12 protein-coding genes are annotated in these 15,992 nt (G+C 67.0%); 8 read left to right on the top strand and 4 right to left on the bottom strand.

The genetic code is table 11. The features are described 5' to 3' along the window. Positions 1-347 precede the first annotated feature (347 nt). Together HH308_RS28940 and HH308_RS28935 are read right to left on the bottom strand one after the other, a co-directional pair. Positions 348-1,361 carry an aromatic ring-hydroxylating oxygenase subunit alpha gene (locus HH308_RS28940; protein WP_170197756.1) on the bottom strand — a complete coding sequence of 338 codons (1,014 nt, stop codon included), beginning with the start codon at positions 1,359-1,361 and terminating at the stop codon, positions 348-350. Then, on the bottom strand, positions 1,358-3,760 hold the full coding sequence (locus HH308_RS28935; RefSeq protein WP_170197755.1) for a cytochrome P450/oxidoreductase: 2,403 nt from the start codon (positions 3,758-3,760) through the stop codon (positions 1,358-1,360). The genes HH308_RS28940 and HH308_RS28935 overlap by 4 nt, the downstream gene beginning before the upstream one ends. A gap of 441 nt (positions 3,761-4,201) precedes the next feature. Here HH308_RS28935 and HH308_RS28930 point away from each other — a divergent pair, with 441 nt between their 5' ends. Next, a complete protein-coding gene (locus tag HH308_RS28930; protein ID WP_246284927.1) occupies positions 4,202-5,629 on the top strand; it encodes a hypothetical protein in 1,428 nt (475 codons plus the stop codon). 9 nt (positions 5,630-5,638) lie between these two features. Further along, complete coding sequence (locus HH308_RS28925) at positions 5,639-6,310, top strand: hypothetical protein (RefSeq protein WP_170197754.1); 672 nt, start codon at positions 5,639-5,641, stop codon at positions 6,308-6,310. Here HH308_RS28925 and HH308_RS28920 read toward each other — a convergent pair. Further along, positions 6,243-7,700, bottom strand: a complete 1,458-nt coding sequence (locus HH308_RS28920) for an amidase (RefSeq protein WP_170197753.1) — start codon at positions 7,698-7,700, stop codon at positions 6,243-6,245. The genes HH308_RS28925 and HH308_RS28920 overlap by 68 nt on opposite strands. Before the next feature lie 76 nt (positions 7,701-7,776). Between HH308_RS28920 and HH308_RS28915 the strand changes: the two genes are divergently transcribed. Then, positions 7,777-8,412, top strand: a complete 636-nt coding sequence (locus HH308_RS28915) for a TetR/AcrR family transcriptional regulator (RefSeq protein ID WP_170197752.1) — start codon at positions 7,777-7,779, stop codon at positions 8,410-8,412. Here the strand turns inward: HH308_RS28915 and HH308_RS28910 are convergent. Beyond that, positions 8,386-9,102 carry a neutral zinc metallopeptidase gene (locus HH308_RS28910; protein WP_170197751.1) on the bottom strand — a complete coding sequence of 239 codons (717 nt, stop codon included), beginning with the start codon at positions 9,100-9,102 and terminating at the stop codon, positions 8,386-8,388. The two genes, HH308_RS28915 and HH308_RS28910, sit on opposite strands and share 27 nt — an antisense overlap. Positions 9,103-9,372: 270 nt before the next feature. On the opposite strand from HH308_RS28910, the gene HH308_RS28905 reads away from it, so the two are divergent. From HH308_RS28905 to HH308_RS28885, 5 genes are all read left to right on the top strand, one after another. Continuing rightward, positions 9,373-9,804, top strand: coding sequence for an organic hydroperoxide resistance protein (locus HH308_RS28905; RefSeq protein WP_170197750.1), 432 nt, complete (start codon positions 9,373-9,375; stop codon positions 9,802-9,804). 417 nt (positions 9,805-10,221) lie between these two features. Beyond that, positions 10,222-11,592 (top strand): 4-aminobutyrate--2-oxoglutarate transaminase, encoded by a 1,371-nt coding sequence (gene gabT, locus HH308_RS28900; RefSeq protein WP_170197749.1) that lies wholly within the window; start codon positions 10,222-10,224, stop codon positions 11,590-11,592. 44 nt (positions 11,593-11,636) lie between these two features. After that, positions 11,637-12,809, top strand: coding sequence for an acyl-CoA dehydrogenase family protein (locus HH308_RS28895; protein WP_170197748.1), 1,173 nt, complete (start codon positions 11,637-11,639; stop codon positions 12,807-12,809). A gap of 281 nt (positions 12,810-13,090) precedes the next feature. Further along, a complete protein-coding gene (locus HH308_RS28890; RefSeq protein ID WP_170197747.1) occupies positions 13,091-14,533 on the top strand; it encodes an aldehyde dehydrogenase family protein in 1,443 nt (480 codons plus the stop codon). Continuing rightward, on the top strand, positions 14,530-15,636 hold the full coding sequence (locus HH308_RS28885; RefSeq protein ID WP_170197746.1) for a CaiB/BaiF CoA transferase family protein: 1,107 nt from the start codon (positions 14,530-14,532) through the stop codon (positions 15,634-15,636). The genes HH308_RS28890 and HH308_RS28885 overlap by 4 nt, the downstream gene beginning before the upstream one ends. The last annotated feature ends 356 nt before the right edge of the window (positions 15,637-15,992 follow it).

Raw genomic sequence — 15,992 nt, 5'->3', positions numbered from 1 at the left:
GAATGCCCTTGCTGGCACAATTATCGGTAGGTTTTCGCAAGGGCTCGTCCGCGCGAGCGGAGCGCGTCAAACATGCCTAGACTGTGCGAAACATGTTGCGGCACTGTGGTTTCGACTCGGCTTCGCCTCGCTCAACCAGCGGTTTGGGTTCGCTCCGCTGAACCGGCGGCTCGACTCACCGAAATTCGTTGTCTCACCGTGGTTTCGACACGGACCTCGGCTAGCGCCTCGGACCGGCTCAACCAGCGGAGGGAGCCTCCCGTCGGTAGATCCAGGCTTCAACCAGCGGTTCGGCTTCGCCAGGCTCACCCAACGGTTCTCCTCGCTCAGCCCGGCAGGCCAATGTCTCAGCGACCGCGTTCCTCTTCGATCATCGAGTGCACGATTCGGCGAGCGCGGAGTGCGGCGCGGTCGGCCTTGACGTTGACGTAGTGCCGTGGGGTCTCGTCCTCGTCGAGGCAGCGCTGCATTGCTTCGAGCGCTGCGGCGTCGCGGTCGGCCATCGCACCGAAGACCTCGGCTAACCGCCGGTCGGTATCGGTGGCGACGGCGCTGCCACGCCACGCCAATTGCAGGAACACGCGTGTGGACCGGTCGGTCTGCGGCGTGAAGCCATGCAGCCGCACCAGCTCGAACACGGGGCCGTCGGCGCCGATGATCGAGTAGGTTTGGCGATGCAGGCCGGGCGTCACGAACGTTCCCGTCTCCCGCCGGCTGAACGCCTCGTCGGTGTCCAGTCCCGCGGCCGCGGCCTCCCACGGGGCCAGAGGGGCGCTGGGCAACGTCCGCACATAGGACACCGATACCTCGGAGACCTCGACCTCTTCAAGCGGCGGCAGTGCCTCGATGCCCGGCGGCACCATGTCGGCGTGCATCTCGAACACGTTGGTCAGGTCGAGGTAGTGCTCGTGCAGGAGCAGGAAGTTCGCCGCGACATCACGGCGCGCACCGTTGCAGGACCAGCCCTGCCCCGGCGTCAGCTCCGGCGTCGCGGGCGGCGGACGCAGTCGTGCGCCGCCGGGTGTGCCCATCCACACCCACACGAGTGGCCCGCTGAGGTGGACCGGGAAGGCTCGCACCCGGGCCCCGAGTGGTGGTTTGTCCTGGGACGGAATCAGTACGCAGGTGCCGTCCGGGTCGTAGGTGCAACCGTGGTAGCCGCACACGATGCGGTCGCCGTCACGGTGGCCGGCGGAAAGCGGGTAGGGCCGGTGTGCGCATCGGTCCTCCAGTGCGGCAACCGAGCCGTCGGCCAGCCGGTAGAGGACTACCGAGGTGCCCAGGATGCGTCGGGCCGCCAGGCCGTCGCCCAACTCGTCGGCGCGGGCGGCGACGTACCAGCATTCGCGTGGAAAGGTCATAGGTCCAGCACCAACTTCTTCGATAGGGAACGAGAGACGCAGGTCATGATCGTGTCTCCGCGCTCGCGGTCGGACTGGGACAACACCGAGTCGCGGTGGTCGGGGGTTCCCTCGAGCACGTCGGCCTCGCAGGTGCCGCAAATTCCCTCCATGCACGACCCGAGCACGTCGACGCCGGCGGCCTCGACCGCGTCGAACACCGAAGTGCCCTCGGACACCGTCACCGTGACGCCCGAGCGGGAACACTCGACCTCGAAGGAGTCGAGCGCGTCGTCGGATGCCTCGATCACCTTGGCGGTGAAGCGTTCGATGTGCAGACTGCCGTCCGGCCAGGACGCGCACGCCTCCTCGACTGAATCGAGTAGGGGATTGGGCCCACAGCAATAGACCAGCGTGTTCGGCTGCGGGGTGGCCAGGAACGCGGTGAGGTCGAACCGGTCGCCCTCATCGCGAGGCGCAAGCTGCACGCGCGGGTCGCCGTCGAATCGGTCGAGGAACGCCATCGACGTCCGGGACCGCCCGAGATACAGCAGGTTCCACTGGGCGCCACGTACCTCGGCGGCCTCGATCATCGGGAGGATCGGTGTGATGCCGATGCCGCCGGCGATAAATTGGTAGCGCGGCGAGGTGACGAGCGGGAAATGATTTCGCGGACCCCGCACCCGGACGGTCGCGCCCTCGGAGAGGTTCTCATGGACGAACGCCGACCCGCCCCGGCTGTCCGGGTCGCGCAGCACGCCCACCTTCCACGACGATTCGTCCGACGTGCTGCCGCACAGGGAATACTGACGCGTCAGTGTTGGGTTGAGGACCAGGTCGATGTGGGCGCCGGCGTTCCACGCCGGAAGTGGGGCACCCGAGGGCTCGGTCAGGGTGAATTCGACGACCCCGTCGGCGACTTCACGTCGCGCCGCGATCGACAGGTTCACCTCGGTTTCGGTGGTCTTGCTGCTCCGGCGGTCGTGCGAGCGCTTCGGCGCCGGTTGGGTGACGCGCGCCGACGCCGGCTGGATGCGGGTGGCCGTGGGCTGCTGGCCGAGCGGCGTGAGCGTGACCATCATTTTGGTGTAGCCCCGGACGAAGTTCGACTGCACGAACTCCGGCTCGGCGATGACCGCGATGTCCTCGAATCGTGCCAGCAACTCTTCCCACAGGATCCGCAGCTGCAACTCGGCCAGTCGGCTGCCCATGCATCGATGGGTACCGATGCCGAACGAGAGGTGATTGCGACCGTTGGGCCGGCCGATGATGAAGTCGTCCGGATTCTCGAAGGTCGCCTCGTCCCGGTTGGCCGAGGCGTACCACATCACGACCTTGTCGCCCTTGCGGATGAATTGGCCGTTCAGGACGGTGTCCTTGGCGGCGACGCGACGCATGTAAGCCAGTGGCGTCTGCCAGCGGATGATCTCGTGCACGAGTTTGGGGATGAGCGAGTGGTCCGCCTTGAGGCGCGCGAACTCGTCCGGGAACTGGTTGAGCGCGTAAACGCCACCCGACATCGAGTTGCGCGTCGTGTCGTTGCCGCCGACGACCAGCAGGATGAGGTTGCCGAGAAACTCCATCGGCCGGTGGATCAGGTCTTTGGTGTCCTCAGACATCTGCATGAGGGTGATCAGGTCGTAGCCGGGCTTCTCGCCGGCGGCCAGTCGCGCGGCCTTGTCGTGCCACAATGCGCTGAAGCTCTTGGCCATGTCGGCCGCGGCCTGCCACATCTCGCCGACCTCGCTCGGGCCGCCGGTGCTGGCCGAACCGGCTGCGGTCACCTCGGTCCAGCGGACGAGTTTGCGACGCTCCTCGTAGGGAAAGTCGAGCAGGGTGGCGAGCATCCGAGCGGTCAGTTCGATGCTGACTTTGTCGACCCAGTCGAACGGTTCGTTGACCGGCAGGTCGTCGAGCACCTCCTGCACGCGCGAGCGGATCAGTCCCTCCAGCTCGTCGAGGTTCTGCGGCGCGACGACCCCCTGAACCGCGTTGCGCTGCTGGTCGTGCCGGGGCGGGTCCATGGCGATGAACATCTCGACGTCCAGGCCCTCCGGCGGAGTGCCGATGACGATCTGCGGTTCGGCGGAGAACGTCTCGAAGTCCTTGTCGACGGCGATGATGTCGTCGTAGCGGGTCACCGACCAGTACGGCCCGAAGGCGCTGTCAGCACGGAAGTGAACCGGTGCCTCGTCACGCAGGCGCTTGAAGTAGGGCAGCCACTGACCCTGTCGCCACATGAACGGATTGCTCATGTCGATCTCGGTCAGCGCCACTTCGTCGACGTCGGGAATCTTCTCCTCGACGAAGACCGGCTGCTTGTCGCCGACGACAAAACTCTTGGCCTTCTGGAACATGTGCATCCCTTGGACCTGGCGCTGCATCGGAACCTTGTTGATGACCTGATCGAGAACGCTCATTGCTTATGCCGCCTTGTGGTGAGTTCGTCCATTGACAGAAGTAAACCACGAGTCCCTAGGCGAGACAAGTATCTCAAATTTGTCGCCATGGGAGACATGTGCCGCTCAGCTGCCTCGCCGGGTTGCCGGATTCCGGCCAACACTTCGCGGCGCTGTGAGTGCGGCGCGTCGGCGGCCCGGATCTGCGCGGTGCGGTCGGCGGCGGTGGGTGGCGCCCACGTCGCCGGTGCCGGGGTCGGTGACCTGATCGGTGGACATGGACCTCCTGTCGATGCCGGACAGAGCTGGATGTGTCCATCAAAACACTGTTCCGCGTGCCGACGCAGCGGTTCGTCGTGCGACGTCGATGTCACGCTGATCTGTTGATACGACGGCTATCTCGGTAATGGGAACCGACCACCGTGGTGCCGACGCACGACTGTGATGTGTTTGCATGGTCGAATGCGCTGCGGCCGTGCGGTTCTCAATCGTGTACTCCCGACTTTGCTGGTGTGTGGACTGGCGTTGGTCGCCGCGGCGGGACCGGCGTCGGCGACGCGCGGCCCGACGTCGGGCGTCGGGCCCGACGGTACGTCGCTGATGCACGGTGACCTCTTCTCCACCGATTCGACGCCCCATCGCGGACCCGGGCGCACCGCGCGCCTGGCAGCGTCGTCGGTGCCGGGCGGAGCCTGTGCGGCGACGTTCGTCGGGCGCGACGGACTCCCGGTGTCGCTGTGCACCGACTACGTCGGTCCGGGGGGCGTCGCGGTCCCGACGGTGACGCTGTTCGATCCGAACTCGGCGTCGGTGACCGCCCGGCTGCCGCTGACCAAGGGCGGACTGCTCGGCGGCGTCTACGGTTACCTCGACGATCGCGACCGGGTCGTCGTCGCTGACGGGTCCGGCGCGATTCTGCGTGTCGCCCATCGCCGCACGGGTGTCGGATGGCAGCTGTATGTTGCCGAGAGAACCGTTGTGCGCCAATATCTTTCGCCCGGCAATGCCGTCACCGGACTGGCGCCCGACTGGCAGGGTCGAGTCTGGTTCGCGACGACGCACGGCACCGTCGGGACGGTCACCTACCGGGGCCCGCAGCGCATCATCCGCGCGATGAAACTCCCCGCGGGTGAAGACCTCGGCAACGGGTTGACCATCCGACCCAGCGGGGCGTCGATCCTCACCACCCACGCCCTGTACGAGATGAAGGCCGCCGCCGACGGTGTGCCGCGCGTGGTGTGGCGTCGCGCATACGACCGCGGTCCGGCCCGCAAACCGGGACAGCTGACGTGGGGATCCGGTACCACGCCAACGTATTTCGGTGCGGGCGGTGATCGCTGGGTGGCCATCGTCGACAACGCGGCTCGACGCCCCCACCTTCTCGTCTACCGCAGCGACGATGGTTCGTCGGTGTGCCGGATGCCCGCGTTCGCGACGTCGGGGCAGGGCACCGAGAACTCGCCGATGGCGCGGGGTGACTCGCTGGTGATCGGGTCCACATACGGCTACCAGTACCCGCCGATGGCGGTCACCGGGCGCAGCATCCCGGCCGATGCGGGGTTCCAGGGCGGATCGACGCGCATCGACGTCACCGAGAACGGTTGCCGTCGAGTGTGGGAGAACGGCGATCGCATCGCGACACTGCCGAAACTGTCGCGCGCCGACGGCCTGATCCACGCCTTGGGCTACGGGCCCTACGTACGAGGACGGCCTCAGCAACTCGGCCCCGTGTACTACATCGCCACCGACTTCGCGACGGGTGCGCGCGTGACTACGCTCAGGGTCGGCGACGCACCCCTCGACGAACCGATGGAACTCACCGGCACCATCGCGTCGGGCGGCACGCTGTGGCAGGCAACCGTCGGACGGATGCTCAAGATCACGCCCTAGGATCAACCCATGGGCTCGCCACTCTCACCTGATCCCGACCAACCCGATCGCATCCCGACGCAGGCCGAACTCGACGCCGAAGACATGGCCGAGATCGCCCGGACATCGAAGGATCGTGACCTGTCGTCGCTGTATCCGCGCCGACCCGACGAACCCGGTCCGGCGCCGGTCGCGCTGGCGGTGCACGCCCGGATCGCCTGGTACGGCGCGGCGGCCATGGGCCTGATCACCGTTGTCTATGGGTTCATCAACCTCGGATTGATCTCCGACCTGCTGCGTCAGCGACTGGTCGAAGGGATCGCGCAGGATCCCAAGAATGCGAGCCCGGCCGATCAGGTGAACTCTCTGTCCAGCTTCTTCCCGCCGTTCATGCTGGTGATGATCGTGGTGTTCCTCGCGCTCGAGTACCCGATGCTGGTCGGCGCGGCGAACCATCACAGCCGGCACGTCCGCAACTTCTTCGTCGCGACGATCGTGGTGAACGTGCTGTGCGTCCCGATCGGCATCGACCTTCTGTTGCGTTACCCCGAGGTGTCGTCGGTGATGGTCGTCGTCGCCTGGGTGCAGGCGGGCCTGCTGGTGATTTCGGCCCTCTGCACTCTGCGACGTCCCGTCAACCGATGGTTGCCGGAATCGACTCGGATGAAGCCGTCGAAGATGTTTCGGCCCGGCGCGCAGTGACGTTCTCGATCCGCGGGAACGGTGACGTGGCTTCGAGCAGGTAGGCGAGTTCGAGGAGAGTCCGCTCGTCGCCGTAGGCCGCCGACAATTGCACGCCGATCGGCAGCCCGGCATCGGTCTGACCGAGGGGCAGGGAGATCGCGGGTGATCCGGCGATGTTGTTCAGCGGTGTGTAGGACACGTAGTGGCGCAGTCGTTCGATGAGGTCGCCGAACTCGACGGTCGGGGAGATGTAGCCGAGGGTCGGCGTGGTGTGCGCGAGGACGGGGGACAGCAAGACGTCGTGGCGGGCAAACGACGCCGCGTACCGGTTCGGCACCGCTCGCAGGCGTCGAAGCATTCCGGGTGTGCGGTGCAGGTTGCGGCGGTGATGGGCACGCAGGCCGAGGAGCAGACCGTCGGCCTTGGTGGCGTCGTAGGAACGATCGAGCATGAGTCGTCCGGTGCTGACGACGACGTCGGCGAGCAACGCCCAGTACAACACGAAGTCGTCGGCGAACTGTTCGTCGACGGGGAGTCCGACGGGTTCGACGATATGACCGGCCGCCTCGAGGAGTCGCGCGGTGTGTTCGACAGCGGCGCGGGTGTCGGCGTCGAGCGTGCCGCCGGTGACGCTGTCGAACAGCAGCCCGACGCGTAGGGTGCGCTGCGCCGGTCCATTCACCTGGCCGATCGGGGCGAGTTTCTTGTTGCGCCAATGGTTTTCCGCTGCGGCGACAAACGCGGCGGTGTCGCGGACGGTGCGCGTGAGCACGCCTTCGGAGACCATGTTCACCGGCAGCAGCTTGGCGGTCTCGCCGTTGAGGTGGCGGTCGCGGCTCATCTTCAGGCCGACGAGACCAGCGGCCGCGGCGGGGATTCGGATGGAGCCGCCGCCGTCGTTGCCGTGTGCGATCGGCACCACACCGGCGGCGACGAGTGCGGCCGCACCGCCCGACGACGCGCCCACCGAGTAGTCCGGATTCCACGGATTGCGGCTGGGAGCGGCGGTCATGAATTCGGTGGAGGCGTTGAATCCGAAGTCGGGCATGCGTGATTTGCCGAGCACGCTCACGCCGGTCGAGAGGAACTGCGTGGTGTACGCACCGTCCTTCGCCGCGGGCGTCGCGGTGAACGCCTCCGATCCGTGATTGGTCGGCAGCCCGGCGACGTCGGTGTTGTCTTTGACGTAGGTCGGGACGCCGAAGAGTGCCGCAGAGGTGTCCGAGGAGTAGCGGACCGTCGGAGCGTGAGCGGCGATCGCATTGAGCTGCGGATCGACGGCGTTGGCGCGCGCAATCGCTGCTTGCGCCAGTTCGCGGGGTGTGGTCGCACCGTCGCGGACGAGTCGAGCGAGGGCGACGGCGTCGTGGTCGGCGAGGGCGTCGTCGGTGAATGCGTTGATCGTCATGTCCAAACTCTAGAAGAACTTCCAGACTCCGTCCAGAGTTTTCTGGAAGACTTTCCAGAGTGGGTATGCTGGGCGGGTGACTGAGCGCCGCCACCGACCGAATGCGCAGGCCCGGCGTCGAAGCTTGCTGCTCGCCGCAGTCGAAGTGGCGGCTGAGTCGGGGATCGCCGGGGTGACGCACCGCGCGGTCACCGAGCGGGCGGGAGTCCCGTTGGCGACCGTCAGCTACTTCTTCTCGTCGATCGACGAACTCGCCGAGGAGGCGCTGCGAGTCTTCGCTGCCGAGGATGCGCAGGCGAATATCACTGTCGCCGAAGGGCTTTCGGCGGTCGAGAGCACCCCCGACGAGGTGCTGAGTGTATTCAGCGCGGTGGCGGCGCCGAGGATGCCGGAAACGTTGGCGCTCATCGAGGCGTATCTACATGCGGCGCGCAACGAGCCCTTCCGGGATGCGGTGTCGGGGGCGCTGTCGGCCGCGCGCGAGGCGGCCGCGGCCGGTCTCAAGGCTGCCGGCTCGCCGGACCCCGAGGTCGGGGCCGAGGCGTTCGTGGCGCTGATCCAGGGGCTTTCGTTGCATGAGGCCGCGGTACCGGGGTCGGTGGCACCCGGCGTCGCCCGAAATGCGTTGCGGGCGTTGTTTCTGGGGTATCTGGTCGATGCCGGCCAGGGTGAGCAGGCCTTGGCGCTAGTCGAAGATTCGCCTGCCGAGTAGCCGGTCACAGCTCGACGCCCCGTCGCGATACCCGGCGTCGAACGCCGCGACGCGCTGGATCGACGTGCCGTGCCCGGAATCGCGAGAACCGATGAGCGCCATCAGTTTTCGTGCGTTCGCGAGTGTCGACAGCGGGCGCATACCGCGAGTGATGAACCAGCGCACCGCCATTCCCGCCCAACAGTCGGCGCTCTGCTCGAGGGGAAACATGCCGGCGGCGTCCTGGGCGAGGGTCACCGCGACCGGGTCGAAGCCGGCACGCTCCTGAACGGCGTGCGCCGACTCGTGCGTCATCGCGACGATGGCGGTGTCGTCGGAGGCGAGAACCGGGCCGTCGAGCGATGGCACCACGAACGTCGTGCCATCGCAGTGGTGCATGCCGAACCGCAGCGGCTTGACGGTGCTGTAGCCGCAGATCCCGCCGGTGGTGCCGCTGTGCCAGACACCGACCGTGCCGGGACCCGTCACGACGGTGGCGGCGACCAGTCCGGCGTGGTGTCGGTGCCGCAGCCACGCGTCGGTGAAGGCCGCACCACACTGAATGTGCCGGGTCGTCGTGTGTCCGCCGCATGCGGCCATCGACGCGGTGATCGGTGTGATGCCCGGCGGCGACGCCATGGCGGTGGAGGTGAGCGCGCTGCACAACGCGAGGCAGGCGGCGACGATTGCCGCAATGATTGAACGTCGCATCGGAATCCTCGTCATCGGAGTCCATCCACAACTGGTGTCCCGTGTCAGAAATTCATTGGGCGGTATGCCGCGGCCAGCTGAACGCCTGGCAGCGTTGTCGTCGGTCGCGATACCTACCGGTATCGCTCCCTCCTCCGCCTTGCCAGCCGTCCAGCTGACTCACGGCAACCGGCCAACAATTTCCGACACAAGACACTAGGTTGGGTGTGGGCTGAGCGTAACCCGTGACCGCCCGTACTTACCGCAATCGCTACGAATCGGAGTGAAGCAATGACAGTCAGCGCTGTGTACCACGTGTCCTCGACGGCGTCGGGCGGTGGACGAGACGGCCACGTCCAGTCGGAGAGCGGCCGGATCGACCTCGACCTGCAGCCGCCGAAGGAACTCGGCGGCAGTGGCGACGGCAGCAACCCCGAAGAGCTCTTCTCGGCCGGCTACGCGGCGTGCTTCCTGGGTGCCCTGCGCCTGGTGTCGAAGAACGCGGGCACCCCGGTCCCCGACGACGCGACGATCACCGTCAAGGTCGGCATCGGCAAGGACGACGTCGACGGCGGGTTCGGAATCACCGCGGCCATCGACGCCTATCTGCCCGGATTCGACCAGGAGACCGCGGATGCCGTTGTGGCACAGGCGCATGCGTTCTGCCCGTACTCGAAGGCGACCGCGGGCAACATCAGCCATGAGGTGACCGCGCGGGTGTAGCAGCGCGTCGTCGGGCCCGTAAAGATTGACCGAGGCCGTCAGGATTGACCGGAAGAAGGCCCCGGGTGCGTGCCCGGGGCCTCCTTGCGTCGGTGGAGGTTTTGTCGCCGCGTCGCCGAATCCCTTGTGGCAGATTGCAATCTGCTCGCTCAGTGTCGGCGAGGGAGATGTTCCCTCGCGGCGGGTCAGTCGGCAGAGTGCAATCGGCCGGCTGGCGGAGGTATCCCTGGGTAGGCAAATGCCACGCCACATGGTTGGGGACATGTGGCGTGGCTCGCACGATACTTTGACCGATCGAACCGCATCCGGCAATGGCCGCGACGTATATCACTGTGTTGTACGGTCTACGCCGCGTACATCCCGTTGACGGTGGAGTGCTGCCTAACCTGTCGGTATTCGCAGATCGAAGGAGCCCGCATGACCACCGTCGAAACTTCCCTTCCCGCGACCGGCGGCCCGACGTTGCCGCAGGTCCGCAACGTCGTCGCAGCCATCCCGGGGCCGCGTTCGCAGTCGCTCGCGCAGCGTCGGGCGCAAGCGCTGCCGGCTGGGCTGGGCAGCGCTTCGTCGGTGTACGCCCATGCCGTGGGTGGCGGCGTCATGGTCGACGTCGACGGCAATTCGCTGATCGACTTCGGCAGCGGCATCGCCGTGACGACAGTCGGAAACTCGGCACCGCGCGTCGTCGAGCGGATGGCCGAGCAGATGCAGCGCTTCACCCACACCTGCTTCCTGGCGAATCCGTACGAGGGATACATCGAGGTCGCCGAGAAACTCAATGCGCTCACGCCCGGTGATCACGCCAAGCGGACCGCCCTGTTCAACACCGGCAGCGGGGCCGTGGAGAACGCCGTCAAGTATGCGCGCGTGGCCACCGGACGCTCGGCGATCGTCGTCTTCGACCACGCGTTCCACGGCCGCAGCCAGCTGACCATGACGATGACCGCGAAGAATCAGCCGTACAAGCAGGGGTTCGGGCCGTTCTCGCCGGAGGTCTACCGCGCGCCGATGGCGTACCCGTACCGCTGGCCGAGCGGACCGCAGAACGCGGCCGACGAGGCGTTCGCTCAGTTCGCGATGCTGGTCGACGCGCAGATCGGGGCGTCGAACACCGCGGCGGTCGTGGTCGAGCCGATCCAGGGTGAAGGCGGATTCATCGTCCCGGCCCCGGGTTTCCTCAAGCGCGTCGCCGACTTCTGCGCCGAGCGTGGCATCCTCTTCGTCGCCGACGAGGTGCAGGCCGGCATCGCCCGGACCGGTGCGTGGTTCGCCAGCGAACACGAGGGCGTCGTCCCCGACCTCATCACCACGGCGAAGGGCCTCGCCGGCGGCATGCCGCTGGCCGCGGTCACCGGTCGTGCCGACGTCATGGACGCCGCGCATCCCGGCGGCATCGGCGGCACGTACAGCGGTAACCCGATCGCCTGCGCCGCCGCGCTGGGCGTCTTCGAGACCATCGAGGAGGAAGGGCTGCTCCAGCGGGCGTCGGATATCGGCGACGTGCTGCTCAGCGAGCTCGCAACCTTCGACAATTCGTCGGGCATCATCGGCGACATCCGCGGCCGCGGAGCGATGGTTGCAGTCGAGATCGTCTCGGGCGCAGGCGATTCGACGCCTAACCCGGCGGCTGTCGCCGAGGTCGTGCGGCGCGCGCATGCCCAGGGGCTGCTGGTCCTGACCGCTGGTACCTTCGGCAATGTGCTGCGCTTCCTGCCGCCGCTGTCGATGCCCGATCACCTCCTCCACGAGGGTGTCGGCATCTTGCGCGACGCCTTCGCCGCGCTCTGAAACCCTTTTCCCACAACCACTTTCACCTCCAGGAGCATTCCCACATGACCACCGTGACCGCGCCCGCCCCGCTCGACCTGTTCGCCATCGACACCCTGCTATCGGAGGACGAACGCGATATCGCCGCAACCACAAGGGATTTCGTCGATTCGACGCTGCGCCCGAACATTCAGGGCTGGTTCGAATCGTCGACGATGCCGCGCGAATTGGCAAGGGAATTCGGCAAACTCGGCCTGCTGGGCATGCACTTGGAGGGCTACGGCTGCGCGGGCACCAACGCCGTCAGCTATGGCCTGGCGTGCCTGGAGCTCGAGGCCGGCGACAGCGGCTTCCGCAGCTTCGTGTCGGTGCAGGGATCGCTGTCGATGTACTCCATCTACAAGTGGGGCTCGGAAGAACAGAAGCAGGAATGGCTGCCGAAACTCGCTGCGGGAGAAGCGATCGGCTGCTTCGGCCTCACCGAACCCGACTTCGGCTCCAATCCCGCGGGAATGCGGACTCGCGCGCGACGCTCCGGCGACGACTGGGTCCTCAACGGAACCAAGATGTGGATCACCAACGGCGGTCTCGCCGACGTCGCGACCGTCTGGGCGCAGACCGACGAAGGCGTCCGTGGCTTCCTGGTGCCCAGGGGCACACCGGGATTCACCACTCGTGACATCGACCGCAAACTGTCGTTGCGGGCATCGGTGACCTCCGAGCTGATCCTCGACGACGTGCGTCTGCCCGACTCCGCCCGCCTGCCCGGCGCGACGTCGCTGCGCGGCCCGCTGTCGTGCCTGAACGAGGCGCGCTTCGGTATCGTCTTCGGCGCGCTCGGTGCCGCCCGGGACAGCCTCGAGGCGGCTATCGCCTATGCCGCGACCCGGGAGGTCTTCGACCGGCCGCTCGCCGGATACCAACTGACACAAGAGAAGATCGCCGACATGACGCTCGAACTCGGCAAGGGAGTGCTGCTCGCGCTGCAACTCGGACGGCTCAAAGACGCCGGCCGGATCACCCCCGATCAAATCAGCCTGGGCAAGCTGAACGTCCGCGAATCACTGCAGATCGCCCGGACCGCCCGCACCATCCTGGGAGCCAGCGGAATCACCCTGGAGTACTCTCCGCTGCGACATGCCAACAACCTGGAATCGGTGTTGACCTACGAGGGCACGAGCGAAATGCACATGCTCTCCATCGGCAAGGCACTCACCGGAATTCAAGCGTTCCGCTAGTGCCGACTGCGCTGAGTGCGCCGGTTGAGCCGGGCCGGAGCGCGAGCGAGTTGCGCTGGTTGAGCCGGGCCGGAGCGTTGGATCGAGTCGCGCTGGTTGAGCCGGGCCGGAGCGCTAGCGTAGGCCCGTGTCGAAACCCCGCATGACGGCGATGTCAACCATCCAAACATTTTGCGACAGTTGGTAATTCGTCTTGGAGTGGGTTTCGACTCGCTGCGCTCGCTCAACCAGCGGAGGGGCGCTGGCCCGACATATATCCCACTGAGAATCAGGAGAATGACGTGACTGTTGAGCTCAAACAGTTGATCAACGGCGAATGGGTGGCCGGATCCGGACGGGCGCACGCGGTCCACAGCCCCGCCGACACCACCGTGCTGGTCGCGGCCGGACCGCTCGCCGGGCCCGAACAGCTCACCGCCGCAACCGAATCCGCGCACCGCGCCGCACGCGGATGGGCGTCGACGCCGATGCACGAGCGGGCGGCGATCCTGTCCGCCGCAGCGTCGATCGTCGATGACCACGCGCAATCCTGGGGCGCCGAGTTGACCGTCGAAGAAGGCAAGACACTCGTCGAAGGTATCGGTGAGGTGCGTCGGGCCGCGCAGATCCTGCGCTACTGCGCCGGTGCCGCCGACCGCGATGCCGGAACCGTCTATCACTCGCCGCGCCGCGGGGAGCAGATTCTGGTGACCCGCAAGCCCGTTGGCGTGGTCGCGGCCATCACGCCGTTCAACTTCCCGATCGCCATCCCCGCGTGGAAGATCGCGCCCGCCTTGATCTACGGCAACACCGTCGTGTGGAAGCCCGCCGCGGCCGTGCCGCTGCTGGCGATGCGGCTAGCGTCCGCGCTGCACGACGCCGGTCTGCCCGCCGGCGTGCTGAACCTCCTCGTCGCCGACAGCGCCGTAGGCGGCGGGCTGGTCGACGACCCGCGGATCGACGCGATCACCTTCACCGGCTCCACCCGTGTCGGACGTGCGATCGCGGCGTCGGCCGCCGCACGCGGAATACCGGTGCAGGCCGAGATGGGTGGCAAGAACGCGGCCGTGGTACTCGCCGACGCCGACCTCGACCTCGCCGTCGACCAGGTGATGGCAGGCGCTTTCCGCTCGACCGGGCAGAAGTGCACGGCGACGTCGCGGCTGGTGCTCGCCGAGTCGATCGCTGACGACTTCACGCAACGGCTCGCCAAGCGTGTCGAGGCGTTGGTGGTCGGCGACCCGTCGTCGAGCAGCGTCGAAATGGGGCCGCTCATCGACGCGAAATCACTTGCCTATGTGACTGATTCGACGTCGAAGGCGATCGCCGCCGGAGCGCGGATGGTGGCGCAGGGCTCCGTCGGCGACGTGGCGTCGGGGCATTTCTTCGCCCCGACGGTGCTGGAGATCGACGGCGACGACGACATCTGGCGCGACGAACTGTTCGGTCCCGTGCTCGCGGTGCGTCGGGCAGCCGACGTCGGCGAGGCGTTCGCGCTCGCCAACGACGGCGAGTACGGATTGTCGGTTGCGGTGTTCACTCGTGATCTGGAGACGGCGATGCGGGCGTCGGCCGAATTGGAGACCGGAATCGTGCACATCAACTCCGAATCCGCGGGCGCGGACCCGCACGTTCCGTTCGGCGGTGCCAAGCGCAGCGGATACGGGCCGAGCGAACAGGGGGAGGCGTCGCGCGAGTTCTTCACGCACGCTTGCACCACCTACCTGCGCGGCGGCGCACTGTGAGTATCGGATCGCTGGACGGGTTGGTGATCGCCGACTTCAGTCGGGTACTGGCCGGACCCTACGCGACGATGATGCTCGGTGACCTGGGAGCTCGGGTCATCAAGATCGAGCGGCCCGGCACCGGCGACGACACGCGCGCCTGGGGCCCGCCGCTCGACGCTGACGGTCAGGCGACCTATTTCAACGCCGTGAACCGCAATAAGGAGTCGGTGGTCATCGATCTGGGCTCGGCCGCCGGGCGGGCGCGGGCGTTGGAGATCATCGCCTCCGCCGACGTCGTCGTCGAGAACTTCCGGACCGGGACGATGGAGAAACTCGGGCTCGGATACGACGACGCGCAGCGGGTCCGGCCCGACGTCGTGTACTGCTCGATCACCGGATTCGGATCGGGCGAGGGCGCTGCACTTGCCGGGTACGACCTGCTCGTACAGGCCGTCGGCGGGCTGATGAGCGTCACCGGGCCCGACGCCGCCACGCCCACCAAGATGGGTGTGGCCGTCGTCGACGTGCTGACCGGGTTGCACGCGCTCACCGGGATTCTGGCCGCGTTACGACACCGCGATCGGACCGGCGAGGGGCAGCGGGTGGAGACGAACCTGTTGTCGGCGTCGTTGTCGTCGTTGGTGAACCAGGCGTCGGGCTTCCTCGGCGCGGGTGTGGTGCCGTCGGCGATGGGCAACCGGCATCCGAGCATCGCGCCGTACGAAGTGTTCTCCACCGCCGACCGGCCGATCATCCTCGCCGTCGGGAACGACAAACAGTTCGCGGCACTAGTTGGGGCACTGGGTGTTTCGGAGTTGTCCGACGACAATCGGTTCTGCAACAACGCTTCTCGCGTCGCACACCGCGAGGAGTTGTTCGCGCTGCTGACCGGGCGACTGGTGACGCGCTCGGCCGACGAGTGGTTCGCGGTGCTCAACGAGGTCGGCGTGCCAGTCGGGCCGATCAACACCGTCGCCGAGGCATTCGAGCTGGGCGAGCAGTTGGGGTTGTCGCCGACGGTCGAGGTGCCGGGGTCGTCGGCGCGCCAGGTCGCCAATCCCATTGCGCTGTCGAAGACTCCGGTGACGTACAGGTCGGGCCCGCCGCGGCTGGGGGAGTGAAGTGTTTGGTTGAGTGTGGCGGCGAGGCGTCGCGCCGAGTCGCGCCGAGCTTCTCCGATCCCCGAGTGCCGAAGCGAGGTACGAGGGTACGGGCCGTAGCGGACGAGCTTAAGGCGATCTCCGATCCCCGAGTGCCGAAGCGAGGTACGAGGGTACGGGCCGTAGCGGACGAGCTTAGGGCGATCTCCGATCCCCGAGTGCCGAAGCGAGGTACGAGCTTCGGTGTAACGAGGGGTCTGGTGACACGAGAATCAGACTTGCCCGAAACCTGTTGGTTGCGTTGGGGAGTTCGGGTTGCGGCATCTCGATACACCGAAGCTCGTTCCTCGCTTCGGCACTCGATGAGCGGGAGGGCT

It is taken from the genome of Gordonia asplenii, from assembly GCF_012933505.1.
In the GTDB taxonomy this organism is placed as follows: Bacteria; Actinomycetota; Actinomycetes; order Mycobacteriales; family Mycobacteriaceae; genus Gordonia; species Gordonia asplenii.
Note: the sequence above shows the minus strand (reverse complement) of the source record. Positions and strands in the feature narration are given on the sequence as shown.